This is a genomic window from Cupriavidus sp. CuC1 (genome assembly GCF_044627735.1).
GTDB classification, from domain to species: Bacteria; Pseudomonadota; Gammaproteobacteria; order Burkholderiales; family Burkholderiaceae; genus Cupriavidus; species Cupriavidus ulmosensis.
Map to the genome: position 1 here is coordinate 1 of NZ_JBIUHC010000015.1, position 24,591 is coordinate 24,591.

At 61.3% G+C, this 24,591-nt stretch carries 20 protein-coding genes and 4 pseudogenes; 14 read left to right on the forward strand and 10 right to left on the reverse strand.

What is annotated here, in order from left to right; all coding sequences use genetic code 11:
* Positions 1–96: 96 nt before the first annotated feature.
* Genes ACGLHR_RS08985 through ACGLHR_RS08995 form a run of 3 tightly spaced genes read left to right on the forward strand, consistent with a single transcriptional unit; the run spans position 97 to position 1,363 of the window.
* A complete protein-coding gene (locus tag ACGLHR_RS08985) occupies positions 97–516 on the forward strand; it encodes a hypothetical protein (RefSeq protein WP_400093315.1) in 420 nt (139 codons plus the stop codon).
* Entirely contained in the window at positions 513–1,097 is a 585-nt protein-coding gene (locus ACGLHR_RS08990; protein ID WP_400093316.1) for a hypothetical protein, read from the forward strand. Before ACGLHR_RS08985 ends, ACGLHR_RS08990 begins: the two co-directional genes overlap by 4 nt.
* Positions 1,094–1,363, forward strand: a complete 270-nt coding sequence (locus tag ACGLHR_RS08995) for a DUF1643 domain-containing protein (RefSeq protein ID WP_400093317.1) — start codon at positions 1,094–1,096, stop codon at positions 1,361–1,363. The genes ACGLHR_RS08990 and ACGLHR_RS08995 overlap by 4 nt, the downstream gene beginning before the upstream one ends.
* Positions 1,364–1,955: 592 nt before the next feature.
* On the opposite strand, the gene ACGLHR_RS09000 is transcribed toward ACGLHR_RS08995, so the two are convergent.
* The gene (locus ACGLHR_RS09000) at positions 1,956–2,396 is read right to left on the reverse strand and encodes a GNAT family N-acetyltransferase (RefSeq protein WP_400093318.1); all 441 of its coding nucleotides are present in this window, start codon (positions 2,394–2,396) and stop codon (positions 1,956–1,958) included.
* A 271-nt stretch (positions 2,397–2,667) separates the two neighbouring features.
* Here ACGLHR_RS09000 and ACGLHR_RS09005 point away from each other — a divergent pair.
* Together ACGLHR_RS09005 and ACGLHR_RS09010 are read left to right on the forward strand one after the other, a co-directional pair.
* Positions 2,668–2,751: pseudogene (locus ACGLHR_RS09005) on the forward strand (PHA-granule associated protein 4); the annotation flags it as partial.
* 178 nt (positions 2,752–2,929) lie between these two features.
* On the forward strand, positions 2,930–3,802 hold the full coding sequence (locus ACGLHR_RS09010; protein WP_400093319.1) for a hypothetical protein: 873 nt from the start codon (positions 2,930–2,932) through the stop codon (positions 3,800–3,802).
* 129 nt (positions 3,803–3,931) lie between these two features.
* Here ACGLHR_RS09010 and phbB read toward each other — a convergent pair.
* Together phbB and ACGLHR_RS09020 are read right to left on the reverse strand one after the other, a co-directional pair.
* Positions 3,932–4,675 (reverse strand): annotated as a pseudogene (phbB, locus tag ACGLHR_RS09015) (acetoacetyl-CoA reductase).
* A 121-nt stretch (positions 4,676–4,796) separates the two neighbouring features.
* On the reverse strand, positions 4,797–5,363 hold the full coding sequence (locus ACGLHR_RS09020; RefSeq protein WP_400093320.1) for a phasin family protein: 567 nt from the start codon (positions 5,361–5,363) through the stop codon (positions 4,797–4,799).
* Positions 5,364–6,372: 1,009 nt separating this feature from the next.
* On the opposite strand from ACGLHR_RS09020, the gene ACGLHR_RS09025 reads away from it, so the two are divergent.
* Positions 6,373–6,576: a cold-shock protein gene (locus ACGLHR_RS09025; protein WP_400093421.1), complete on the forward strand. Its 204-nt coding sequence runs from the start codon at positions 6,373–6,375 to the stop codon at positions 6,574–6,576.
* 284 nt (positions 6,577–6,860) lie between these two features.
* On the opposite strand, the gene ACGLHR_RS09030 is transcribed toward ACGLHR_RS09025, so the two are convergent.
* The 4 genes from ACGLHR_RS09030 to ACGLHR_RS09045 form a co-directional block, all read right to left on the reverse strand.
* Positions 6,861–7,907, reverse strand: coding sequence for an AraC family transcriptional regulator (locus ACGLHR_RS09030; RefSeq protein ID WP_400093322.1), 1,047 nt, complete (start codon positions 7,905–7,907; stop codon positions 6,861–6,863).
* 80 nt (positions 7,908–7,987) lie between these two features.
* Positions 7,988–8,236, reverse strand: a complete 249-nt coding sequence (locus ACGLHR_RS09035) for a 3-keto-5-aminohexanoate cleavage protein (protein ID WP_400093422.1) — start codon at positions 8,234–8,236, stop codon at positions 7,988–7,990.
* Between the two features lie 4 nt (positions 8,237–8,240).
* The gene (locus tag ACGLHR_RS09040; protein ID WP_400093423.1) at positions 8,241–9,956 is read right to left on the reverse strand and encodes a long-chain fatty acid--CoA ligase; all 1,716 of its coding nucleotides are present in this window, start codon (positions 9,954–9,956) and stop codon (positions 8,241–8,243) included.
* Between the two features lie 65 nt (positions 9,957–10,021).
* Positions 10,022–11,014 (reverse strand): Bug family tripartite tricarboxylate transporter substrate binding protein, encoded by a 993-nt coding sequence (locus tag ACGLHR_RS09045; RefSeq protein WP_400093323.1) that lies wholly within the window; start codon positions 11,012–11,014, stop codon positions 10,022–10,024.
* A gap of 690 nt (positions 11,015–11,704) precedes the next feature.
* On the opposite strand from ACGLHR_RS09045, the gene ACGLHR_RS09050 reads away from it, so the two are divergent.
* The 8 genes and pseudogenes from ACGLHR_RS09050 to ACGLHR_RS09085 all read left to right on the forward strand — a co-directional run bounded on the left by ACGLHR_RS09050 (position 11,705) and on the right by ACGLHR_RS09085 (position 18,262).
* Positions 11,705–12,763 carry a 3-keto-5-aminohexanoate cleavage protein gene (locus ACGLHR_RS09050; protein WP_400093325.1) on the forward strand — a complete coding sequence of 353 codons (1,059 nt, stop codon included), beginning with the start codon at positions 11,705–11,707 and terminating at the stop codon, positions 12,761–12,763.
* 248 nt (positions 12,764–13,011) lie between these two features.
* Complete coding sequence (locus ACGLHR_RS09055) at positions 13,012–14,013, forward strand: AraC family transcriptional regulator (protein ID WP_400093327.1); 1,002 nt, start codon at positions 13,012–13,014, stop codon at positions 14,011–14,013.
* A 333-nt stretch (positions 14,014–14,346) separates the two neighbouring features.
* Positions 14,347–14,691: pseudogene (locus tag ACGLHR_RS09060) on the forward strand (alcohol dehydrogenase catalytic domain-containing protein); the annotation flags it as partial.
* Between the two features lie 23 nt (positions 14,692–14,714).
* Complete coding sequence (locus ACGLHR_RS09065; protein WP_400093424.1) at positions 14,715–14,792, forward strand: hypothetical protein; 78 nt, start codon at positions 14,715–14,717, stop codon at positions 14,790–14,792.
* 296 nt (positions 14,793–15,088) lie between these two features.
* A complete protein-coding gene (locus tag ACGLHR_RS09070; RefSeq protein WP_400093328.1) occupies positions 15,089–15,931 on the forward strand; it encodes a TauD/TfdA dioxygenase family protein in 843 nt (280 codons plus the stop codon).
* Positions 15,932–16,126: 195 nt separating this feature from the next.
* Positions 16,127–16,726: an RBBP9/YdeN family alpha/beta hydrolase gene (locus ACGLHR_RS09075; RefSeq protein WP_400093329.1), complete on the forward strand. Its 600-nt coding sequence runs from the start codon at positions 16,127–16,129 to the stop codon at positions 16,724–16,726.
* 7 nt (positions 16,727–16,733) lie between these two features.
* Positions 16,734–16,844 (forward strand): annotated as a pseudogene (locus ACGLHR_RS09080) (porin); the annotation flags it as partial.
* 212 nt (positions 16,845–17,056) lie between these two features.
* Complete coding sequence (locus ACGLHR_RS09085) at positions 17,057–18,262, forward strand: porin (protein WP_400093331.1); 1,206 nt, start codon at positions 17,057–17,059, stop codon at positions 18,260–18,262.
* A gap of 181 nt (positions 18,263–18,443) precedes the next feature.
* On the opposite strand, the gene ACGLHR_RS09090 is transcribed toward ACGLHR_RS09085, so the two are convergent.
* The 3 genes from ACGLHR_RS09090 to ACGLHR_RS09100 form a co-directional block, all read right to left on the reverse strand.
* The gene (locus ACGLHR_RS09090; protein WP_400093332.1) at positions 18,444–19,769 is read right to left on the reverse strand and encodes an MFS transporter; all 1,326 of its coding nucleotides are present in this window, start codon (positions 19,767–19,769) and stop codon (positions 18,444–18,446) included.
* 100 nt (positions 19,770–19,869) lie between these two features.
* Complete coding sequence (locus ACGLHR_RS09095) at positions 19,870–20,847, reverse strand: tripartite tricarboxylate transporter substrate binding protein (protein ID WP_400093334.1); 978 nt, start codon at positions 20,845–20,847, stop codon at positions 19,870–19,872.
* 89 nt (positions 20,848–20,936) lie between these two features.
* Positions 20,937–24,515, reverse strand: a complete 3,579-nt coding sequence (locus tag ACGLHR_RS09100) for an indolepyruvate ferredoxin oxidoreductase family protein (protein WP_400093336.1) — start codon at positions 24,513–24,515, stop codon at positions 20,937–20,939.
* Positions 24,516–24,591: the final 76 nt, after the last annotated feature.

Here is a 24,591-nt window from a genome sequence, read left to right on the forward strand (position 1 = left end):
CTTGCCATCCTTCAAGCTCTTCTTGTTGTTGCAGAGGCTTGAAAGTTAACACAAATTCGAATTTGTTAACAGTATTGCGCCTAAGCGGGAAGATACTTGATCAGAACAGCTGTCGACGGGGCGTTGAGCTTTTTCAAAAGCTTTGCTCAGAAGGACCTCGACAGTTCGAGAGCTAATGCCAAGGACTTTTCCCATCTCCTTGGCAGTCTGATTCTGGATCACCAGGCCACGCGCGAAGAATCGGCCGTGCACGAGAATGCGCATCAGCTCGCTGCGGCCGTCGAATTGGACATGGGGGACTGGTGGCAACCCACCGCCGGCTCCTACTTGGCCAACGTACCCAAGGCTCGACGGATGGAGGCGGTTCGCGAGGCGGTCAACCAGGAACCCGCCGCAAGCATTGCCACGATGAAGAAAGAGGCCATGGTCTCAGCTGCTGAGCAGCATCTGGAGGGCCGTCGCTGGCTCCCGGCCGTATTGCGCCGCCCCGCTGCTGCCAAGGAGGTCCTGCAATGAGCGGCGACACCATATTACAGCCCTGTCTGAGTGTTCTCGACGCAAGCCTTTGCGTAGGCAATGGCTTCGCGCATCGCCTCTTCCCTGCTACTGAATTGGGCTTTGATCTTGTGCCGCAAGCCAGGGATGAACTCATTCGTGTGATCGATCTTCCGCTCGAACAATACCGATGCCTGCCAGATGCCGGTATGCGACTCCCAGACCGTGCAATGGCAGTGGTAATCCCCTTCTTCGACGAAGATATGGCTCGACATAGCAACCTCCCATCGTTTCAGATGGATCGTGGAGTGAGCAGAAAGCCGCTATTCATTCTCCTTTCCCTCACCCAAGCCAAACAGCCGCACAGTGTTCTGGTGTCGTCGGAGAGCTACAAGCGCCAAGCACAGACCTGCGATAGAAAGTCCCAAGGCCCAGCCGATAGTCCGTCGCATCTTCGCAGCCTGCTCTGCCTGGTAACGAGCGTCCGCCGCTATGCGCACGGCCTCCCAAAACTCGGTTTCTTGGTTGTCGTCCTCGACTATCGCCATTTCCGCCTCCCTGTATGGATGTCGGAGAGCCATATGGAGGAAATCCTAGCATGAAGCACCTGACCACGCAGACCATCGACGGCGAGGCCGGCGCGATTCTCTCCGACTGCGAGCAGTACCGCTATCGCCTCTGGCGCGAGTGGGACCGTACGCAGCCAGCCCTGGGCTTCATCATGCTCAACCCGTCGACGGCAGACCACCGGGTCAACGACCCGACGACCACCAAGTGCCTGCAGCGCGCGCTGGCCGGCCTGCGCCCCTGGGTTGCCAAGCGCCGGTTTCTTGTTGGGGCAGAAATTTGGCGATTAATTGCATTTTAACAATCAGGCAGACGCTCGCAAGGGATACTCGGCTCTTCCGATAGAGCAGTTGCTTTGTCTCCTGTTTTTGGCCCCCGCCTAACGCGAGCCCTTGATTAGCGCAGCAAGGGCAGCTGGAAAGCGAGTCACGGTCGAGTTGGAACCAACCTGATCGCGATCCAAGCCTTGGCCCAGAGAAGCCCGCCTGGCTTTTGTCGCCCGCACTTCTTTCTATGCTGAATGCCCTCGGAACGATCCTAACCTTCGACGGCCCTGGGCTTGCAGCCGCAAGACTCACGCTCTGACGTTCCGATCCCAGTTTCAGGAACCCGCCCACTAAGCCCCGCACACAAGCGCTCGCGAGACTGGACTGGTGGTGGACGAATCGCTCTCCAGCGCCCGCTTCGCTTTCAGTCACTGCAGCCCGTCCGCCGAGCGTCGGACTTGGGTCCTGATATTCAGAGGCAAAGCCGAGCTGACTTCGAAGCCGGCCCCGCTTTGCGCGTGGTGCTTGGCGACGTGGTGGATCTCGCTTGAGTGTGCGGCTTCCTGGCTAACCATCCGCGCTGACTTGCGCGAGATATTGACTCCTCCCGGCAAGTCGTGCACGAAGCTAGCCCATGGAAATCTTGAATGTCCTCCCCCCGCCAAATCTTCCCACGAACGTCTTGGATAGCCGAACTTCCTCCGGCATGGATTCGAGCTCCGCGAGCGAAAAATCGCAGTGATTAGAGAGGCCGAGCCGGCCAGCGGTGATGAGTACCGCCTTGGTACATCCATCCGCGCGAGCGCGCGTCAGTATGCTGCCGACAAGGTGCGTCGCAATTTGATGACCACGATACTCTTGAAGCACACCAACGGACCGCACAACAACCGTCTCTCCATATTGCTCGGCGCAAGCACAACCGACTACCCGCTCATCTAATACGGCGAGATGAAAGAAGCGCAATGCTTGATCGACGACATCGTTAGGCAATCCACAACACTCAAGAACATCCACGATAGCAGGCCAATCCGTTTCTCCTGCCACTCGAATCTGCACGCTTCTCATCATTTCCGGCATCTCCTCGTGTCGTACGCGAGCTGAACGCAGAAAACGTTTAGCAATTCGATTCCTAAAGATTGCGGCTTCTAGGATAACACTTCCGCCAAGCTAGTGGATAGCGGGAAAACCCAGATACGACTCCCGGATGATCTTAGCCGGAACAGAGATAGCTTCTGTGAATACAACCCTCCCGGCCTATTCTTCTCCCGTCACGAAAGGCGCGATAGCAGCTGAATGGGTGAAATCAATGCGAGTTACCAAGTGCAGAATGAGGAAGACCCTCGAGGCAAAGGCATCCAAGCTGGGCGACTATATTCTCGCCGGGCGCTTGATGCGGGAAGTGGATTCGGTATGGACAGAGTAAACACCCCCCTGGCATCCCATTGGCTACCCCAGCGCGTATCCATACATTGGCCGCGCCGGCGAGGTTTCCGCCTGGTCGCCGCTGATGCGGCCACTCCCCACCTGCTCCTGAGCCGCCGGATGGATTAGAATTCCTCCTCATGCCGTGAACGGTCACATTATTCTGGGTGTTGAAGTCGATGCAACTCGATATCTTTGCTCACAGCCGCGATGTGATGCTACGCAATGATGTTGCCGACGCCCTGCAGCGCCGCGATGCGGTTGCTGCGCGTGGTGCGTTGCAGCTATTGCTCAGCGAGTGTCCTTCCGACGATCTTCTCCCTGCCCTTAGTACGCTGACTCGGGCCCTCGAGGATCAAAGGCCAGCGCGTTTTAGCGACCACGATGCACTACGACGTGCGCATGGCGAGATAACCCGCGAGGTCGTGCCGGCTGCTGCCCGCGTGTTTGGTGACACTGCCGGCAGCGCATGGCTCGTGCCGCTTTGGCGAGCGCTCGCGCACGCAGCTGAGCACTTGCCGTTGTGCCGCAACGAGCACGATGCCCATGCAGCGCCCTTGTGGATCAAGGTCGGGGACTGGGTCGGGGCACAAGAAGCCGTCGCACGTATTGCATCGTGGCGCCGCATTCCAACGACGCTTTGCTGGATGGCAGAGGCGCAATATCACCAGCACGGACTGGAAGCCATCTGGCCGCTGTTGGCCGAGCTCGCGTGGCTTTCGGCAAGCCGTCTTGACGGACTGGTGCACCGCCTAAAGGACTCCTGTCTGACTATGCTGCGCAAGACGTTCGACTCTCGCTTTGAGGGCGATGGTGCCGTCGAGGATCTGGTGTGGTTTCCCGCCTGGGCGTTGATCGAGAAGCCTGGCCTCGCGAACCTGCTGCGTCAGACACAACAGTCGACTCAAAGCTCGCCTGAGCGTGCGATGCGCCTGCTGCTCGAACTGCTGAACCTGGAGCGGCACGGTCGCCACCATGAGCTCGTTGAACGGCGCAAGGAATTGCGCGGTTTGCAGCCGGCGCTATTTGCTGCATACATAAGCACCCGATAGGGTTGGGTCGCACAATTCCCTCGCGCAACCAGGGCGCGGAGCAATTGGCCTAGCGCGATAGCAACCTAAGCAGCGATCGGCGCGGCGATGCAATGATGCCCGGCCCTGTTTGGGCCCGGGCAAACCAGCTTACTGGAGATGCTGCCCACCGTTGATGGCAATGTTTGCGCCGGTCAAGAAAGCTGCTTCGCGCGAGCACAAATACACGACCAACGCTGCGACCTCCTCAGGCTCACCCAAGCGGCCAACTGGGATGTGTGGAATAACTTTGGTGTCCAGGATCTCCTAGGGTACAGCCATCACCATCCTTGTTGCGATGAATCCGGGCGAAACGGTGTTGACGGTCACACCATTCTTGGCGACCTCGAGCGCCAACGACTTCGTGAAGCCATGCATGCCGGCCTTGGCTGCAGCGTAGTTGGTTTGGCCAAAACCGCCCTTCGAGCCGATGATGGATGACACATTGATGATGCGCCCCCAGCCGCGCTTGACCATCTCATCGCACACCGGCTTTGTCATATTGAACACCGAATCGAGATTGGTCCGCATGACCGCATCCCAATCGACTTTCTCCATCTTTCTGAAACTCGCGTCTCGCGTAATCCCTGCGTTGTTAATCAGAATATCGATTGGACCTATCTCCTCTCGAATCTGCCCGACACATTCCTGACACGACTCATGATCCGCAACGTCAACAGGATAGGCATGGAATCGGCGCTCTTCCGCCGCCATCCGCTCCAGCCAGCTTGCGACGCCGGCGTTGCTCGGGGAATGGGTCACAACCACCGTACAACCTGCGTCCTGTAGTTTGGTACTGATAGCCTCGCCCAGCCCACCCATGCCTCCCGTTACCACGGCAATCCTCTTAGTCATCTCCATCCCTCTATGTCGCTTGCGACGTTGCCCGCCGCGCGGCCAGCCAACAGCGTGTCGCAAGTCTTTTATTGTTCCGCAGCACCGCAATGATGCACGGCACTGCGGCTTCCATAGCGAGTTACGCCTTAGCTGCCCGGGATGTCTGCGCCATGCGATGCTGCACGACCTTGGCCGCTGCATCTGCGGCGGTATCGAAACTGTTCTCAGCAACCTGCACCGCTTGCTTGGTCGTCGACTGCACGGTTTCGTACAACGTAGTAGTTGCATTGATAGCGGTTTGCACGGCAGCGAACACCGCCTCGGAGCCCGCGGGCCCGGCGTTTCCAACGCTTTCCACTAGGCTCTGGACTCCACGCTTGTTGGCCTCGTAGTGGGCTTCGGCGACCTTGTCGAACTCGGCCCTTGTAGACGCCGCGATCTCAAGAAAATGGCGGCGATACGACAAGGACTTTTCGGCCACGGGTTGCAGCAGCTCGATTTGCAATGCCATCAACTCCTGTGGGTCTTTGACCGACAAGGCCCGCTTCATGCCTTCCCGTGTCTCTGCTAACGTGGACCTCATGGTTTGGAGATTCAGCTCAAGCAATCTCTCAAAGCCATCGAAGGCCTTGCTCGTCAGACCAACGAAGGTTTCGAGACTTGCCTTTTGCGCTTCCACGATTTTCTCTGGGGAAAACTGATTCATCTTTCATCTCCTTAGTGCGACCCCAGCCCTGCGCCGTCCGACGACAGCACATTTGAGACCGAGTTCGGTAAAAACGACCGCTGCATGGTAGGCGGTCTTGTGATGCATCTCGACTACCTAAAGCTTGAAAGCGCGACCGTTTCGGCAGGCACCTCCGACGAGCGCCGCGTCAGGTCTCATCGTGAGGCAGGCGCTGTCTGACAAGTTCTTCCACGGGAACGCCCGAAGGCCTTGAGGACAACATACCCTTGGAGGGCAACTCGCGGCCGTCTGCAGCTTGGGCCAAGCTTCTCGAGGGTGACGAGCTGATTTTCCAGCAGCGCCGCCACGTCTTCGACATCCAGGTCGACTTGGTCGGGGGTCTCGTTTACCAGTACGAGTGTGGCGAACTCATGGGGACTCAGCATCATCGTCTCCTAGACAAACGTCTATGTTTCCTGGGGACTACGACTGCAGTCTGTGGCAGCAAGCCTGGCTTGTGCCCCGACTCTCTTATCTCGCGAACGCGAGTTCTGGCTGGTGCGACGCTTGTCATCGCGCGTCGAAAGGCAATCTTACCTGTACACCACATTAGGTTCAATATACCTCGAAATCACATATGAAAATACCTAAGGTAGTTTCTCGTCCATCTGCCGTACACGGGACGCGCGTTCCCAAGTGCCCGCATAGCTATCACAGTGTGATACACCCCAAATCCGAGGAGAGAGACGTCATTGCGCCGCCTGACACGAGGACCACCACCTACGCTCTCGAATGAACCCAGTGCTGATTGGGCGGGATGGGTTCGAAGGCAACCAGCCAGGACACCCGCGGCCAAACATTTCGCTCTTGCCTCGTCCTCTTGGACCACGAAGCGCGCGACTCTCGTGGAAAACCCCAGCAAGCGCATCTTGGCTATAGTCGCCAGATTCAGTTATGCTTGTCGTCGCAGAACGCACTCGGAAGAGTAATGTTGCTCACATTATTCTCACGTTCTGCAATGGCTTCTATTCAGCGATGCGAGGATGAGATGGCGACGGGAATCGTGAAGTGGTTCAACAACGAAAAGGGCTTTGGCTTCATCACGCCGGATGGTGGCGGCAAGGATTTGTTTGCACATCACACGGAAATCCTGGGCACTGGATTCAAATCGCTGGAAGAAGGCGCCAGAGTCGAGTTCGAAGTCAAAGAGGGTCCGAAAGGTCTACAGGCTTCCAAGATTCGTGCCCTTTAGTCGCTCGCGCGCATAAGCAACAATCCAGAAAAGCCCTTCGCATGTAAGGGCTTTTTTTGTTTCAAACGCCATCATGGGGGCTGCCTAACAATCGCTTACAGATAGCGGCCATGTTCGATGACAGCCTCATTGAACTCGTACGTCTGCGCTGGCGCGCGGGCATCCTGATTACAGAATAGGGGGGAAGCGCTAGTGCTGCCCCCGGGCCACCACTGAGACGGCACTTTTCACCTGCAGCCAAGCATTGGCTCCCGGCATCGTCCAGCGCATATGCCCATTTCTCTTCATGCTCCGTCACGGTCCATCAAGGGTGGTGCAGCCTGGCATGCCATCCGCTTGCGCCAGTCCGTGGCGCTGCAGCCAAAAGCGGTGTGGAACCAGTGGCTGAAGCTGCTTTGCGCCGAAAAACCCAGCAGGCTGGCGACCTCGGCGACCGGCAGGTCGCTCTCTTTCAGGTGGCGCATCACCAGTTCCGAGCGCACCTCGCTAAGCAGGGCTGAGAATGTCAGCCCTTCCGCACTGAGGTAGCGGTGCAGCGTGCGGCGATCGATGCGAAGAAGAAGTGCCACCTGCTGAGTAGTGCAGCGTCCTCCCGGGAGCAAGGCCAGGATCAGTTCCCGGCATGATTCGCGGAGGCCTTCGTCGCGGCGCCGCAGCGCCGCCTCAAGGTAGTCCCGCGCGAAACGCGCGGCGCCCGGATTGTCAGGCGTGCGCGGCAACTGCAGATCGGCCGCCACGCAGACCAGCCCGTTGAATGGCTGATTGAACTTCGGGCTGCGGCCGAAGAAGGCGCGGTGCGCCGACACGTCGACCGGCGGGCGATGCGTGAAGCAAACCTCCAGCGGCCGCCACCGGGGTCCGATCAGCTCGCGCAGGGTGCGGAACTTCACGCCGACCACCAATTCCATTGCCTGCCGCGTGGCCAGCCCCGGGCTGGGCAGAAGATCTTCGCGGATGATGACGGCCTGCCCGGCATCTTCGATGCTGGTGATCAGCGTGGCGCTAAGCAGCTTCAGGTAGCGGCGCAAGGTATCGAGCGCCTGCCGTGGGGTAGGCTCTTCCTTCAGCACCAGGCTGATGGGCCCCAGGTTAGAGAAGGTGCGCCGCGCCGCCAGCCGCAGGGCAAGGTCTTCCACGCCGGTAGCGCGCACGGTGACTTCGAGCAATTCGCGCACGGCGTGGCTGGGGATGAGCGTCTCAGGGTCTTCGAGCAGCCGTGCTGACAGCCCCACTGCTCGCAGGAAAGCGCAGGGATCGCGCCCGAGCGACTCCATCAACTCGATGTAGCCGTTCAGGCTCGCACTGCGAATCAGTTTACCGACGTGTTGCATAGGTTCCGCGAACGCCCCGGAGCACCACGACGACTGGGAGCGAGGACGAGGAACGGTGCGCGGGCACGCACACAGGCGGGTCAAAACGCGACGGCATGTTTTCCTTTCAGTTGCAGCATGTCGCGCGTTTCATCAGGCGTCGCGACTTCCAGATTCAGCGATCTCAGGATCGAGACAATGCGCTGCACTTGCTGCGCGTTGCCCGTGGCGAGCCGACCCGGCCCATCCCAGAGCGAGTCCTCGAGCCCTACGCGGACGTTTCCGCCCATCGAGGCGGGCATGGAGGCAAGCGGAATGCGTTTGCGATTCGGGCTGCAAATCAGAGCAATTCCGTTATGACTTTAGATTGGCCGCGGCACGGCTGTTTTCCAGATCTTGCAGCTGTCGCCACATCACCTTGCCCGTGCTGGACTTGGGCAATGCGTCGACGAATTCCACCACCCGTGGGTACTTGTAGGCCGCCATGTTGCTCCTGGCCCAATTGATGATCTCTTCCGGTGTGGTTTCCTTCGCGGTGGACTTGAGCACCACCAAGGCTTTCACAGTCTCCCCGCGGTAGGTGTCGCGCGAGCCGATGATGCAGGCATCCTGCACGGCGGGGTGCTTGTAAAGCAGGTTCTCGACTTCGGAGGGCCATACCTTGAAGCCGGACACGTTGATCATCCGCTTCAGGCGATCAGTGATGAAGTAGTAGCCGTCCTCATCCACGGTGCCCAGATCGCCTGTCCGGAAGTAGCTCCGTCCTTCCAGTTCGATGAAAGCGTCCCGGGTAGCATCTGGCTTGCCCCAATAACCCTTGAATACCTGCGGTCCGCTGACGATGATTTCACCGACTTCCCCGACCGGCAGTACCGTGAGCGTCGTCGGGTCGACCACGCGGGCTTCAGTGTTGAAGGTCGGCAGACCGAGACATTGCTGCTTAGGCCGATGGCTCGGATTGTTGTGTGTGGCGGCCATTGTTTCCGACAGGCCGTATCCTTCCAGGTAACTGAGCCCGAACTGTTGTTTCAGACGTTCCGCAACCGCTTGCGGCATGGCCGCCCCTCCCCCGCCAACGTGGCGCAGGGTCGTGAAATTGAATCGCTCAAGATTCGCGCTGGCAAGGAGGTCGATCACCATGGTCGGATTGCCCATCCAGTGGGTAACCCCATGCTGCGAGATGAGCTGGCCCGCAGCGTCGCGGTCCCAGCGGGGCAGCATCACAATCGTGGCCCCGCAGTAGATCGGTGCGTTCATGCCATGTTGCATGCCGCTCACGTGAAACAACGGCAGTACCGAAAGCACAACCGATTCGGCCCCGCATGCCGACCAGAGGCAGTTGCCGATCGCGTTATGCATGACGGATCGATGCGTATGGATGCAACCTTTGGGAGCGCCCGTGGTGCCGGAGGTATAGGGCATGACAGCCATGTCATCGACTTCGGCGTCATGCCGTGCAGGGACATACCGAGCCGCAAGCGCATCGGACCAAAGCGATACCTTGCCGGCAGCCCACACAGGCAGCTCATACGCCTGCGTCATCCACGCCGGCAGCGAAGGCCCGGGCACAGCATCGACATCGGGTAGTTCGTCCGCATAGCGGGTCACCAGCACGCGTTGAAGATGGCCAGCCGACAGCAGGTCCGCGCTAATGCCCGTTTCGAAGGCGTCCGCTGCACACACGACCATCCGAGCCTCGCTGTCCGTCACGTAATGATGGAACTCGTCGGCCTTGTTCATTGGGTTGACCGGCACAACAACCGCCCCGGCGCGCAGGATTGCGTAGTAGGCAACGATGAACTGCGGGCAGTTCTGCATATACAGCAACACCCGATCGCCTTTCCCGACGCCGGCTTCATGCTGAAGCCATCCGGCAATCGCCAAGGCTTGCGCATGCAGATCGCGAAAGCTGAGCGCATAGCCATAGCAGTGAATTGCGGTCTTGTGCGGGAAACGCTGCGCAGTGACTTCCAGGTTGTACCAGAGGGACGTTTCCGGCGACACAATCCCGGTGGATCCCTTGCCGGAATCTACGTGCGCCGGCGGAAAGTCCTGCCTTGTGTGCAACATCGCTTGCTCCCCCACGTCCTTGGCGCTCTGTCTGAGCCCCGGCCATCGCTTCGGCGTCTGAATCATCATTCGGGCTTGAAGTTGATCGAGCGCAACAGCTCGCCCTGACGTTCGGAGGATTCACGCACGTCTGCGGAAAGCTCTTCGCTGGTTGCCGGCGAACCGATCTCCATACCGAGGTCTTCGATCTTCTTCCGGATGTCGGGCGATTGCATCACCTTGAGCGTGGCGTCGCGCATCCTGGCCACCACGGCTGACGGTACGCCTGGCGCTGACCAGAGCCCCATCCAGCTGACTTCCTTGAGGGCGGGAAATCCCAGCTCGGCAAAGGTCGGTAGATCAGGAAGCGCGGAGATCCGCTTGGGGTAGGCAATGGCAAATGCCTTGAGCTTCCCTGCCTTGATGAATGGAAGCGAAGTTGCCGGACCGTCGAACATGAGCGGAACGTGTCCCCCCATTACGTCTTGCAGCGCAGGTGGCGATCCCTTGTAGCTCACGGTGCCCGTAGTCAGTCCGGCAAGACGATTGAATTGCACACCGATGGTCTGGCCACGCAAGCCGACACCGAAATTCGCATAGTCGACCTTACCCGGGTTCGCCTTGACATACGTGATCAGTTCGCCCAGGTTTTTCGCGGGCAGGCCAGGATTGCCGACGAGTACGAGGCCCTGCCGGGTAAGCTGTGTAATTGGAACTATGTCCTTGAACGGATCGTAAGACGTCTGCATGGTGTGGGGCACTTCCGAGGCAATACCCTTTTGAATCAACAGGAATGTGTATCCGTCCCGTGGCGCCGACAGCAGGCCATGGACGCCGATGGTTCCCGCTGCGCCGGCCTTGTTGTCGACGATCACAGCCTGTCCAAGCGGGCGTTGCAACTCATGCGCAAAGAGGCGCGCCACGATATCGGCCGTGCCGCCCGGAGGGGCACCAACGATGATCCGCACGGGCCTGGTCGGCCATTCGGCGGCATTCGCCGCTTGCGCGGTCGACAACAGTGGAACAAATGCAATCGTGAGCGCCAGGGTCTGGCGTGCAATCAGGGGGACGCGCTTCATCGCAGTTCCTTTCGTGGTGCCAGCGGCTTGCCGGCTGTGGTGGCGACTGGGTACTTCGGGCGGCAATGCCCCCGGGATCAGCCCGGGGCGAACAGGTGCGTCAGCCGGGGTGGGAACAACGGCGCGCACGGGGCAGCAGAGAGTCGTCGGGAAGCTGCATGTCTCACTCCAGGTGTTGATTGCGTTTCCTGGTTCCAGGGCCAACTTGCTTTGATGCAGCGGCCCGGCTCTGAAATGGCCTTCGACCAGATTCTGTGGGCTCACTCCTCCGGGCGCTTTGCTTCGCACGACAGAATCTTGCGGATCGCGACAATTGAGGTGCCCGGCACCACCCGGTCCAGACTTCACAAGGTGACTTCATGGGCGCGTTGGCGCGCAGCGCGCCTCTGATCTGGTACGCCGAGATCGCCCAGACCTTGGGCATCGTAGCCAGGGATGGCTCCATCGCTGGCGCTGGCACCTTGTCCCGAATAAGCAAATGAATGTCCCGGATTAGCAAGCGTTGATTGCGGCTGCCCCAGATACTCAAGCCACCGGATCAAAGCCGGATGACGCAGACATACGCATGAAGCGGATGGCCGGCGCCTGCATGACGCTGGCGGGCCGGGCCCCGCCAAGGCGCCCGGCGAATACCAGCCGGGCGACATCTCCTACCGAACCGACAACAGCCCTTCCCCTTGGAGAACCACCATGAATTTCCTCGACGGCCACCTCTTTCCCGAAAACCAGCAACCGCTGATCATTACGGCTGCGCCCTATGCACCTGGTTGGTTGCCTGCTGACTTTCCTGAGGACATCCCGGTCACGATGGAAGACCAGATCCAGAAGGCGGTGGACTGCTACAACGCGGGTGCCACGGTGCTGCACCTGCATGTGCGCGAACTCGATGGCCGGGGCAGCAAGCGCCTGTCCATGTTCAACGAACTGATCGCCGGCGTACGCAAGGCGGTGCCTGAAATGATCATTCAGGTCGGCGGTTCCATCTCCTTCGCCCCCGAGAACGAAGGCCAGGCCGCCAAGTGGCTGGCTGACGATACCCGCCACATGCTTGCCGAGCTGGAACCGACGCCGGACCAGGTCACGGTGACCGTCAACACCTCGCAGATGAACGTCACCGATCAGGCCGAAGATGCGGATTTCAGGGGCACGTCGCGCGCGAATCCCGCCATCTTCGACGCCTACAAGGAAATGACAGTGCCTGCGCAGCCAGGGTGGGTAGAGGAGCACGTCCGCCGCCTGACGGCCAAGGGCATTCAGAGTGCATTCCAGTGCTACAACCTCAACAGCTTTGAGTCGGTCGAGCGGCTGATGCGCCGCGGCTTCTACAAAGGCCCGCTGGTCATGAACTGGGTAGCAATTGCCGGCGGCATGGACACGCCCAGTGTCTACAGTCTCGCCAACTTCATTCGCGCAGTGCCCGATAGCGCGGTGGTCACGGTGGAAAGCAACGTGCGCAACGTACTGCCGGTCAACATGATGGGCATTGCCATGGGCTTGCACGTGCGCTGCGGCACCGAGGATTGTCTGTGGAACCAGTCGCGCACGGAGAAGATGAGCACCGTGAAGCAGATCGAGCAGCTGGTGGGCATCTCGCGCGAATTCGGCCGCGAGATCGCCACCGCAAAGCAGGCGCGCGAGATCTCCAGGATCGGCGTTTTCTTCGACACGGTGGAGGAATCTCTGCAGGAGAACGGCTTCGCGCCCAATCGCAACGGCGGCAACCAGGGCTTCCTGCGCAAGACGTTCTGAGCGCTGATCCGGGCGACGGGCGACGGGCGTTGCCAACTGGCGGTGGAACGCAGACCGGGCGAAGCAGGTGACATCTGCCAGGCGCAGGTGTTTACCCCAACTTCTATATAGGAGTCTTGACACAGCCCGTGCTCTTAAATACCTTCAGCTTCAGCAACGCCGCCGCCCAGTGACGAATTGCATGCGCCGTTGCTCCTCGCCGACGCGGCGATGGATTCAGTTGCCAAAAGATTCGCCCGAGTGATTATATGAGTACCCTGATTCGCAGCGCCCTCCTGGTCAAGTACTCCGAGATTGCCCGGACCCTGGGCGTCGACCCGGAGCGCATGATCCACCACGTCGGTGCCGACCGGACATGCATCCTTTCGCCGGACCTGCATGTTCCGGAATCATGGCTGGCGAAGGTGCTTGAATCCACCGAGCAGGCGTCCAGCTGCTCTTCCGTAGGCCTGCTGATGGCTGAGGCGTGGCGGCTGTCCGATTTCGGCCCCATCAGCCTGCTGCTCCAGCACCAGCCGACGCTGCGTCATGCACTGGGGCAGGTGGAGACATACCGTCATCTCCTCAGCGAGTCCGTCACTGTCCACGTTGAAGAAAGCGATGAGATCGCCGTCGTCCATCAGCAGCTGATTACGGAGAGGCCGAATCCGGGACGGCAGCCTGTCGAGCTTTCGGTCGGCGCGCTTCTGTCGCTGATGAAATCGATGCTTGGGGGACGGTGGAAGCCGCGGAGCGTACACTTCTCGCATCCTGCGCCCGCAAGTCTCCATATTCACCATCGACTGTTTGGCACAAGGGTCGAATTTGGCTGCGACTTTGACGGCATCGTATTGGACCGCCAGGACCTTGACCGGCCCAATCCGCTGGGCGACGTGAGCCTCTCGCGCTACGCCAAGGAGTTTCTTGACCATAGCTCGGTCGGCAGGCAGGTTTCCATGGCCTCCAATGTGCGTCGCACGGTCCACTTGCTTTTGCCGCGGGGGCGAAGCGGTATCGACCAGGTTGGCGAGAAGCTCGGACTGAGCGCCCGCACGCTGCAACGACGGCTTGAGCAGGAAGGCGAAGAGTTCTCCTCCCTGGTGAATGACGTCCGGCGTGGCTTGGCCAGCCGCTACCTTGGGGATCATCGATATCCCGTGTCCCAGGTCGCGATCCTGGTTGGGTTCTCCGAGGTAAGCACCTTCTCCCGCTGGTTCAGCGCGCAATTTGGCAAGTCGCCGACTCGCTGGCGAGGTGACCTGCTCCAGTGAGTGGGCTGGCCTCATCAATACCACGGCCCTCGCCCCGACCGGGCGATCCGCATCGATATCCAGGGCCCGGCACAACCCATCAATACCCCCAGTCTGACTGACGGCGGCCTCATTCACGGCTGTTGCCGGCATCCTTCGTCTGCCGGCACCTGACCGTAGCGCGCCGTTCGCTCGATTCCGACCAATGCATTCGTGCCTGACGCGATTGGCCAAGTTGTGGCGTGCCCTGCCAAGCGGCGGCGGGTGGAACTGCCGAGAATCCCTAAGCGTCACGGCTCAGGAGCACCGGTCGTCCATTTGTCAGATCTCCTGAGCCATTAAACAGGAGACAGGATGAAGGCAGTACGCGTTATACCAGGCGCCGACGGTGGCCGGCTTGAGGTGCAGGATCTTCCCGATCCAAATCCGGGTCCCAACGAAGTGTTGGTCCGAATTTTTGTGTCGGGCATCAACTTTGGCGAGATCAAGTACATGCGGGAGCACCGGGCCGGCAACCCGATGACCGCTGGCGTCGAGTTTGCAGGCGAAGTCGTCCGCGTCGGCGAGCAAGTCAGCGGCTGGCGCCAAGGCGACCGGGTCATGGGCCATGGCCGCGGCTGCCATGCCCAATATGTTGTCGCTGCCCCGCTGGCGCTGATGCCGGTCCCGAAGGATGTCTCATGGATCGATGCGGCCGCCTCCCGATCGACCGCACCTTCCCGATGGATTCGATCGCCGAGGCCTATGCGTACATCGCGAGCAGCCAGCACATGGGCAAGATCGTGCTCGTTGCCGACTAACTGCTGAAGCTGACCCGCTGCATCCGACAACCCGGCCACGACATCTCGCACCCGGAATCCTCCCCACCCGTGCGAACCGTGGCCAGTCTCGTTGCGACGCAACGCCGAGCAGCGATCAGAGGTTTGATGACAAGTCCGGTGCGCGGGCTTGCACCCGTGGAGCGGTTTGGCGTGACCCGCCAAATTGTGGCGCGATGGGTCAAGCGCATGGGGAGGCTAGTGCCGACAATGGAATCCAAGCTATCCGCTACCCGCTGGCGGGCCTGTCAACTTCCTACGTCAAAGGAAAAGTCGCTATGCAAATCAACCCCCTCACCTGCTCGATTGGTGCCGAACTGTCGGGTGTGAATCTCGCCGATGTGGCGCGCAACGATTCGCTGTTCACCGAGATCAAGGCACTACTGTTGAAACACCGGGTGCTGTTCTTCCGCGACCAGGACATTACGCGCGCCGACCATGTTGCGTTCGCCAGGCGCTTCGGTGACCTGGAAGACCATCCTGTCAACAATACGGTGCCGGGCTATCCGGGCCTGATCGAGATCTACAAGAGTGACAAGCGGGACCACTTCGAGAATACCTACCACACCGATGCGTCGTGGCGGGCGACTCCGCCCAAGGGCGCAGTGCTGCGCTGCATTTCCTGTCCGGAGGTGGGTGGCGACACCATTTGGGTGAACATGGTGGACGCGTACAAGAACTTGCCGGAAGAGATCAAGCGGAAGATTGCCGGCCTGCGTGCGAAGCACGGGATCGAGCATTCGTTTGGCGCGATCATGACGACGGAGGAGCGCGAGAAGCTGGTGAGGAATAACCCGCTGGTGGACCACCCGGTGGTCAGGACGCACCCTGAGACGGGAGAAAAGATCCTGTACGTGGGGCCATTCTCGACACACTTCATCAACTACCACACGCCGGAGAATGTGCGCGTCGGGCAGGACAAGACCCCCGGCGCGAGCCTGCTGCTGAACTACCTGCTCAGCCAGGCGGCGATTCCGGAATACCAGGTGCGCTTCCGCTGGAAGCCGAACAGCGTAGCGATCTGGGACAACGTGGCGACACAGCACTACGCCGTGAGCGACTACTGGCCGGCGCCGCGCAGGATGGAGCGCGCGACCATCATGGGCGACCGTCCCTTCTGAGCCTCCCAAGGACGGTGCGCGCCAGGCACTGCGCGGACGCTGCCGGGCGCAACCGCGTTGCCACCAGACGCTGACCAGGCACGGCAACCCGTCGCCGCGCCAAGGCCAGCCAGTGCGTCCTCACGCTCAACGGCTCGCCACTGCTGGATGACCGCTTCGGCAAGACATTCAATGCTAACGAGGAACTCGAATTCCATGCCCACTAGAAAGCCGCCAACGGTTGTGATTGTCCCTGGCCTTCGCGATCACATGCCGGATCACTGGCAAACGCTGCTGGCTGAGCGTTTGCGAAAAATCGGAAGAGCGGTACACATCGTGCCCCAGATTGACCAGGACAAGATCCTGCGCAGCGCACGGGTGGCCAACCTTGATCGGGCCGCGAACGGAATCGATGGCCCGATCATCCTGGTTGCCCACAGCGTCGGAGTCCTGATCACCGTTCACTGGGCGCAGCAAACGAAGCGCGAAATCGAGGGCGCGCTGCTAGCCGCGCCCCCCGATTTCGACGCGCCGTTGCCGGCCGGCTACTCCGATCCGCAGACGCTGGCAAGGAACGGCTGGACGCCGGTGCCGCGCGAGCGCCTGCCGTTTCCAAGCATCGTCGTCGGCAGCCGCAATGACCCGATCGGCAACTTCGAGCGAATCCGCGAGCTCGGGGACACCTGGGGCAGCCGCTTCGTCGACGCCGGCGACGTCGGTCATCTTTCGCCGGCTGATGGTTATGGCACGTGGCCGATGGCCGAGGTGTTGATTCAGGAGTTGCAAGCAGCAGGGAGGGCTTCAGCGGTCCGGTGAAACCTGCGTGGTACCGTCGGCCGCCAATGGATTCAATCCGGGGTCGGGCAACAGGGTCTACCGCATGGACTCCGGCGGCCTGGCCGGTTCCCGCTGGGGCCTGCGTGGCGTAGAGGACCCTGCCCGCCTCCTTCGCCTTCCCTGTGCTTCCTCTTTCCGCGTTGGCTTGCTGCGGCACCTCCGAGGTCACTTGGCATCCATGCGCTGAGAACTTCCTGCAATCCGGACAATCCCGCCCCCCTGCCATTGGGGGGCACACGGTGCCTGGCTCTGAGCATGATGGCGGCGTAGTGATGGCCGTAAATAAAATAGACACGAGGAGAAAAGGTAGTGAAATCATCCAGCAAGCTGAGCAAGCTTAATCTTGCACTCGCCGCTGTGGGTGCAATTTGTGCCGGCGGCGCACACGCACAGAGCAGCGTGACGCTGTACGGCGTGGCGGACATGAACGTGGAATACGCCAACCATGTTGGCGCCGTTCCCACCGCCGCCAACAAATTCAATGCCGGCCCGTCCAACCATGTTTACCGCATGAACTCCGGCGGCCTGTCCGGCTCGCGTTGGGGCTTGCGCGGCGCGGAGGATCTTGGCAACGGCCTGAAATCCGTTTTTGTACTGGAAAGCGGCTTTAACCTGGATACCGGCACGTCGCAGCAAGGCGGCCGCCTGTTCGGTCGCCAGGCCTACGTGGGCATCCAAAGCACGCAGTTTGGCCAGGTGACTTTCGGCCGTCAGTACACCTCGATGTTCGAGAGTATCGCGAACTTCGTGCCGGCTGCCTTTGCCACCCAGTACGAACCGATCGTGATGCTGACCGGCGCGAACTTCCGCGAGGACAATACCATCAAGTACTCCGGCCAGTTCGGTGCCGTGTCCGCCCTGGCACACTGGTCCTTCGGTACCGGCCTGGCATTGCCCACGACGGTGGCCAACGGTCCGTTGCTCGGTGGCAACGGCGAGGTGCCGGGCCAGTTCCGCCGCGACACCGCCTATGGCGCGGCTCTGACCTACATTTCCGGCCCTGTCGGTGTGGCCCTTGCTTACGACCAGTTCAACCCGACGATTTCCAACCCATTGACCGCTGCTGCCCTCGGTAGCGGCAGCTTCAAGAAGGCGACGGTCGCGGCAAGCTATGCGTTCGGCCCGGCAAAGATCATGGGCGGCTATCGCTGGGGCCAGAACAAGGACCAGAATGGCAGCCTGATCGAGCGCGACGACTTCTACTGGATCGGCGCCACCTACCAGGTGACGCCGGCGCTTGGCCTGACGCTCGAGTACAACTACGACAACGTCAAGAACTTCCTCGCCAGCACGTCGGTGCCGAACCCATGGCAAGTTGCGTTTATCGCGGACTACACGCTTTCCAAGCGGACTGACATCTACCTGACCACGGCATATGCAAAGAATGCGGGTCTGGGACTGGACTCCCCGATGATCGGCTTTGCCAACAGCCTATCCCTTGGCAATAGCTACACGCTTGCCAGCGGCCAAAGCAATATGCTCGGTGTCGCCGTAGGTATTCGCCACAAGTTCTAAAGGCAGCCCAACGGCTGTGACAAGGTCTTGTTTGCGCAGCGGTCCTGGCAGGCCTGCCGATACGCTTACATGCATGCAGCCCCCGCTCATGCTCTTTGTGCCGCCTCGGCGGCATTTTTTTTTGCACTGACGCAGCCGACACAGATCACTGTGCAACTACCGGGTCGAAAAGACCCCCTGCTCACGACAAACGCCGCCCCAACGTCTCGGGCACCATGGCGAGCCCGATCAGCGAGACAACGCCGCAGCCAATGACATAGAGAGCCGGCGCGTTAGGGTTCCCCGTGACCTGGATCAGCATCGTCGAGAACAACTGCGCGAAGCCCCCGAACACCGCGATCGCCACGTAGTACGTGACCGACATGCCCGTTGCGCGTAGCCGCTGCGGCAGCACCTCGCTGACCAGTACCATCGTGGCGGGAGAGGTCATCGCCATCGGTACGGCCAGCAGCCCTACCACGACTAGCAAGCACGTTAGGGATGGAAAGCGGTTCAGGAGCGAGAAGGCAGGATAGATCATGACGAGCAGCGCCACCCGGGACCACCAGACCACTTTCCGGCGCCCGATGCGATCGCAGAGCCAGCCGGACAGCGGTGCGAACACCGCCAGCACCAGCGAGGCGACGAAGCCTGCCCAGATGGCGTCACCGCGCGAGATACGCAACTGGAAGGTGGCGTAGTTGGCCAGGTAGAAGGCGATGACGTGGACCGAGGCCGCTAGGCCGATCATCAGCAGCACGCTCGCCAGCAGTTCACGCCAATGTGCCTTCAGCAACTTGCGGCCGCCGTCCTTCTTCGTGGCCTTCTTCGGCTCCAGCACCAGCGTCTCTTCCAGACGGCGCCGGATGATCTGACCGATCGGAATGACCAGGATGCCAATCAGGAAGGCGACGCGCCACCCCCAGGACTCGAGTGCGGAAGGCGGCAGCGCATGACTGAGCACCAGTGCAACCAAGGCAGCGAAGACAGCGGCAACGCCCTGGCTGGACGCCTGCCAGCTGGTGTAGAAGCCCCGCGATCGCTCATCCGCATACTCGAGCAGCATCGCGCTGGCAGAGCCCATCTCGCCGCCGATGGCGAAGCCCTGGATCAGGCGGGCAAGAATCATCAGCACGGGGGCAAGGACGCCAAGTTCCGCATAGGGTGGCGTCACCACCAGAATCAGCGCACTGAAGGCCATCAGCCACATCGAGAGCACCACTGCCGGCTTGCGCCCTACGCGGTCGGCATACGCACCGATAACCAGACCGCCCAAAGGCCGCATCAGATAGCCTGCCCCAAATGTGCCGAAGGACAGCAGCAACTGGCCGAGAGGATTGCCGACTGGAAAATACAGGGGAACGATCAGGAGGGCGAAGAAGTTGTAGACACCTGAGTCATACAGCTCCAGTGCGCCACCGATGGTAATGGCGGAAACGGCCGAAACCTTGGATAGCGGCTTGGGCGCGGAGGTGTTCGGCATGGCGCGTGGGGATGTGGCTCCCATCGCAGTCGGATCAGAGGGCATTGGTGTCTCCTGCCTTGCGGCGGTGGATCAGCAAGTACATGGCTCGCTGCCGGTAGTCGTTACTAAGGGGATGGGATTTACGCATCCGCACCGGTATCCGCTAGTCCAGGCGCACCCCCGATTGCTTGACCACGATGGCCCACTTCTTCTGCTCAGCGGCAATAAACGTGCTGAACTGCTCGGGTGTGCTGCCGGCCGGTTCATAGCCTCTGCCGACCAACTGATCGCGGACACTTGGCATGTTCAGGGCTTTCGCGATCTCCGTGCTGAGGCGAACCACGATCTCCTTCGGCGTCCCGGCAGGTGCCACCAGGCCATACCATTCGCTCGCCTCGATCCCGGGGAATCCCGCTTCCGCCATGGTTGGCACATCCGGCAGCATGCTCAGGCGCTGCTTGCTGGCTACCGCGATGGCTCTGATCTGGCCGGATTTCACGAACGGCAGCACCGCGGGAAGGCCGTGAAACATCATCTGGATATGGCCGCCGACCATGTCGGTCAGTGCCTGCGGTCCGCCCTTGTAAGGGGCATGGATGACGTTGATGTGGGCTGCTTCCTTGAACGACTCGCCGATCAGGTGCTGTTGGGTTCCCGGCCCTGGCGACGCATAGCTCATGCGCCCCGGCACCGATTTAGCGCTGGCCACCAGTTCCTTCACCGATTTCGCCACCGTCGGATTCACCACCAGCACATAGGGTGAACTGGCCAGCAGGCTCAGCGGTGCAAAATCCTTGCTCGTGTCGAAGGGCAGGTTGCTGTAGAGGCTTGGGTTGATCGTCATCGGTGCGCTTGCCACCAGCAGCGTATAGCCGTCCGGTGCTGCCTTCGCGCCCATGCCCGCACCGATATTGCCGGTGGCGCCGGGCCGGTTGTCCACGAGGACCTGCTGGCCAAGGCTGATGGAGAGTTTCTCCGCCACGGTACGGGTGACGGAGTCGACGCCGCCGCCGGCCGGCCACGGTACGATGATACGGATCGGCTTGTTTGGGTACCCACCCTGCGCCCACGCGCAGGGGACGGTAGCAGCCAGTGCAATGGCAGACAGAAACAGGCCTGCACGGCGCAGTACGAAGTTCATCACGGTCTCCAGTCTTTATAGTTTGAAGATGCTCTACACACAAACTTGCTTGCTTCGCCCCGAGTGCGCGCCGGTATGTTGCCTCTGGCTCAAGCCTTGGCCTTGCGCTTCGGCCCGTCTTCGCTCTGGGCACCAAGGGCGCTACGCCACTCGGTCATCAAGCGCTCCCATCTGGCCCGGACTGCGGCCAAATTTCGCGCCTTGACGTGGCCGTAGCCGCGAACGTCTTCCGGCAGGCGCGCGATTTCCAATGCCAGGTCGAGATTCCGTTGCGACAGCGTTTGCAGAAGCTCTTCGATACTCTTGCAGTACTCCCCGATCAGTGCCCTCTCCACCTTGCGTTCCTCGGTGTAGCCGAACGCATCGAACGGGGTACCACGCAGGCCTTTGAGCTTGGCCATCACCCGGAATGCGGTGCGCATCCACGGGCCGAATGGCCGTTTGACGAGTTCGCCCTTCTCGTTCTTCCTTGCCATCAAAGGCGGCGCCAGATGGTGGACCAGCTTGAAGTCGCCCTCGAACATCGCGGCGACCTTGCCGATGAAGGCCGGGTCGGTATGCAGCCGCGCCACTTCGTACTCGTCCTTGTAGGCCATCAGCTTGAACAGGTAGCGTGCGACCGCTTCGGTGACCTTGCTGCTGCCAAAGCGCGACTCCACAGCCTGGACCTTGGCAACAAAGTCCTCATACTGCGCGGCATAGGCGCGGTTCTGGTAGCTGGTGAGGAACTCGGCGCGCTTGCCGATGACATCGCCGATCGAAGGCTTCCTGACGAACTGAACCACCTGGGCATCGGCGGACCGCACGGGCACCTTGGCCAGATCGTGCGCGCAGTGCCGGCCCCACTCAAAGGCCGCCTTGTTGTTGTCGACCTGCACGGCATTGAGTTCGATCGCGCGCATCAGCGCTTCACGCGACAGCGGCACCCTGCCCTTCTGCCAGGCGTAGCCGAGCAGCATCAGGTTGGAGTAGATCGACTGCCCGAGCAACTGCGTCGCCACTTGTTCGGCATCGAAGATGCCGATCTGGCCGGCCTCGACGCCTTGCGCGATCGCCGCAATGGCCTGATCGCTGTGAGACTGCCAGTCCGGATCGCGGACAAAGGCCGATGTCGGCGTCACGTGGCTGTTGAGCACGACGAAGGTGCGGCCGTGCGACATGGTCGCCAGCGTTGCCTTGCTGGCACCGACCACCGTATCGGAGGCGATCACCAGGTCCGCCATGGCAACATCGACGCGCGTTGCGTGCAGGGCGTCGGCTTCGTTGGCAATCTGGATGTGGCTCCAGGTGGCGCCACCCATTTGCGCCATGCCGGTGGCATCCTGCGTGATCACGCTCTTGCCTTCCAGGTGGGCCGCCATGCCGAGTACCTGGCCGATGGTCACAATCCCCGTCCCGCCCACGCCCGCCACCACGATGCGCTGCGCCTTGGCGGCATCCGGCAGCTTCGGCTCGGGAAGCGCCGGCATATCGGAGAGCTTCGTCTTGCGCGCCGCCTCCGGCTTCTTGAGCTTTCCACCCTCCACCGTGACGAAACTCGGGCAGAAGCCCTTGACGCAGGAAAAGTCCTTGTTGCAGGTGTTCTGGTTGATCTCCCGCTTGCGGCCGAACTCGGTTTCGAGCGGCTGTACTGCTACGCAGTTGCTCTCGACCGAACAATCCCCGCAACCTTCGCAAACCAGTTCGTTGATGATGACGCGCTTGTCCGGATCGGACATGGTGCCGCGCTTGCGTTCCCGCCGCTTCTTGGTAGCGCACGCCTGGTCATAGATGATCACGGTGGCACCCTCGACCACCCGCAACTCGCGCTGCACGGCATCCAGCTCATCCCGGTGGCGTACAGTGACGCCGGGCGCCAGGTCTTTGACGACGGCATATTTCTGCGGGTCGTCGGTCACCACGACAATGCGCTTCGCCCCCTCCGACGCCAGTTCGCGCGTCATGCCCGGCACGTCCAGCTGCCCGTCGACCGGTTGCCCGCCCGTCATGGCAACGGCGCTGTTGTAGAGGATCTTGTAGGTGATATTGACGCCGGCATTGATCGATTGCCGCACCGCCAGCGACCCGGAGTGGTTGTACGTGCCGTCGCCCAGATTGGCGAACATGTGCGCGCGCTTGCTGAACGGCGCTTGCCCCATCCAGGGCACGCCCTCGCCGCCCATCTGTGTCCACGACGTGGTCGAACGGTCCATCCAGACCACCATGCCGTGGCATCCGATCCCGGCCATGGCAATGGATCCGTCCGGCACACGGGTGCTGGTGTTGTGCGGGCAACCTGGGCAGAACCACGGCAGACGGTCGGTGCCGCGGCTGTCGCCGGAGGGGAACTGGCGATCCTTGGCCTCGATTTGCGCCAGGCGCACGTCCATCCGCGCGGCGACATCCGGGGGCACGCCCAGCTTCTTCAGGCGGCCCGCGATGGCCTTGGCGATCAGCGCGGGGGTCAGGTCGGCCTTGGCGCGCAGCAGCCAGTCTTCTGCCGGCTTGCGGTGGCTCCATTCACCGCCGGCGCCTTCACCGTCGGCCGGCTCGTACTTGCCGATCACGGCAGGCCGTGCGTCGGCGCGATAGTGGTACAGCTCATCCTTCACCTGCTGCTCGATGATCGGGCGCTTCTCCTCGACTACGAGGATTTCGCGCAGGCCGTGCGCGAATTCGCGCACGCTCGTCGGCTCGAGCGGCCACACCACGCTCACCTTATGTAGCCGCACGCCAATCGCGCGGCACAAGGCATCGTCCAGGCCAAGGTCGGCCAGCGCCTGCCGGGTATCGCTGTAGGCCTTGCCGCTGGCGATGATGCCGAGACGGTCATTCGACCCTTCAATCACGTTGCGGTTGAGCCGGTTTGCGCGGACATAGGCAAGCGCCGCCGGCCACTTGATCTCCATCATCCGCGCTTCCGCCGCCAGCGGATCGTCGGGCCAGCGGATATGCAAGCCGCCCTGCGGCGTGGCGAAATCTTCGGGCAGCAGGATGCGCACCCGGTCGGCATCGGTGACCACCGACGCGCCCGCCTCCACCACCTCCTGCACGGTCTTCATGCCGGCCCACAAGCCACTGAAGCGGCTCATGGCAAAGGCATGCACACCCAGATCCAGAATGTCCTGCACGCTGGCGGGAAAGAACACCGGCAGCCCGCAGGCGATAAACGTATGGTCGCTCTGGTGCGCGAGCGTGCTGCTCTTGGACACGTGGTCGTCTCCGGCCAGTGCGATCACACCACCCAGCGGCGCTGTGCCCGCCAGATTGGCGTGCTTGAGCGCGTCGCCGCTGCGGTCCACCCCCGGGCCCTTGCCGTACCAGATACCAAACACCCCGTCGTACTTCTTGCTCTCGGCATCGAACTCGAGCTGCTGCGAGCCCCACACCGCGGTCACGCCGAGTTCCTCGTTGACGCCGGGCTTGAAGACGACATGATTGTCCGCGAGGTGCTTCTTGGCCTGCCACAGCGCCTGGTCGTATCCGCCGAGCGGAGAACCCCGGTAGCCGGAAATGAACGCGGCGGTATTATGGCCGGCCAGTGCATCGCGTTTGCGCTGCAGCAGCGGCAGGCGCACCAGTGCCTGGACGCCGCTCATGAAAGCACGCCCCGTGTCCAGTGCGTACTTGTCGTCGAGCGTGACGATTTCCATGGCCTTGCGTGAGGCGTCTGAGAGAGGGGCATTCATAGGGCAGGTACTCGCCAATTGTGTTGTGGGGAGGGCGACCAGCGTCCGCCGGGCTCGCAAGGACCCGGTACGTGTG

Excerpts from the sequence above, each read along its gene's own strand:
- ACGLHR_RS09100 (WP_400093336.1), bottom strand. The coding sequence starts at position 24,515 with ATGAATGCCCCTCTCTCAGACGCCTCACGCAAGGCCATGGAAATCGTC.
- ACGLHR_RS09095 (WP_400093334.1), bottom strand. The coding sequence starts at position 20,847 with ATGAACTTCGTACTGCGCCGTGCAGGCCTGTTTCTGTCTGCCATTGCA.
- ACGLHR_RS09000 (WP_400093318.1), bottom strand. The coding sequence starts at position 2,396 with ATGATGAGAAGCGTGCAGATTCGAGTGGCAGGAGAAACGGATTGGCCT.
- ACGLHR_RS09090 (WP_400093332.1), bottom strand. The coding sequence starts at position 19,769 with ATGCCCTCTGATCCGACTGCGATGGGAGCCACATCCCCACGCGCCATG.
- ACGLHR_RS09055 (WP_400093327.1), top strand. The coding sequence starts at position 13,012 with ATGAGTACCCTGATTCGCAGCGCCCTCCTGGTCAAGTACTCCGAGATT.
- ACGLHR_RS09065 (WP_400093424.1), top strand. The coding sequence starts at position 14,715 with ATGGATTCGATCGCCGAGGCCTATGCGTACATCGCGAGCAGCCAGCAC.
- ACGLHR_RS09030 (WP_400093322.1), bottom strand. The coding sequence starts at position 7,907 with ATGCAACACGTCGGTAAACTGATTCGCAGTGCGAGCCTGAACGGCTAC.
- ACGLHR_RS09050 (WP_400093325.1), top strand. The coding sequence starts at position 11,705 with ATGAATTTCCTCGACGGCCACCTCTTTCCCGAAAACCAGCAACCGCTG.
- ACGLHR_RS09010 (WP_400093319.1), top strand. The coding sequence starts at position 2,930 with ATGCAACTCGATATCTTTGCTCACAGCCGCGATGTGATGCTACGCAAT.
- ACGLHR_RS09025 (WP_400093421.1), top strand. The coding sequence starts at position 6,373 with ATGGCGACGGGAATCGTGAAGTGGTTCAACAACGAAAAGGGCTTTGGC.
- ACGLHR_RS08995 (WP_400093317.1), top strand. The coding sequence starts at position 1,094 with ATGAAGCACCTGACCACGCAGACCATCGACGGCGAGGCCGGCGCGATT.
- ACGLHR_RS08990 (WP_400093316.1), top strand. The coding sequence starts at position 513 with ATGAGCGGCGACACCATATTACAGCCCTGTCTGAGTGTTCTCGACGCA.
- ACGLHR_RS09075 (WP_400093329.1), top strand. The coding sequence starts at position 16,127 with ATGCCCACTAGAAAGCCGCCAACGGTTGTGATTGTCCCTGGCCTTCGC.
- ACGLHR_RS09070 (WP_400093328.1), top strand. The coding sequence starts at position 15,089 with ATGCAAATCAACCCCCTCACCTGCTCGATTGGTGCCGAACTGTCGGGT.
- ACGLHR_RS09020 (WP_400093320.1), bottom strand. The coding sequence starts at position 5,363 with ATGAATCAGTTTTCCCCAGAGAAAATCGTGGAAGCGCAAAAGGCAAGT.
- ACGLHR_RS09045 (WP_400093323.1), bottom strand. The coding sequence starts at position 11,014 with ATGAAGCGCGTCCCCCTGATTGCACGCCAGACCCTGGCGCTCACGATT.
- ACGLHR_RS09040 (WP_400093423.1), bottom strand. The coding sequence starts at position 9,956 with ATGTTGCACACAAGGCAGGACTTTCCGCCGGCGCACGTAGATTCCGGC.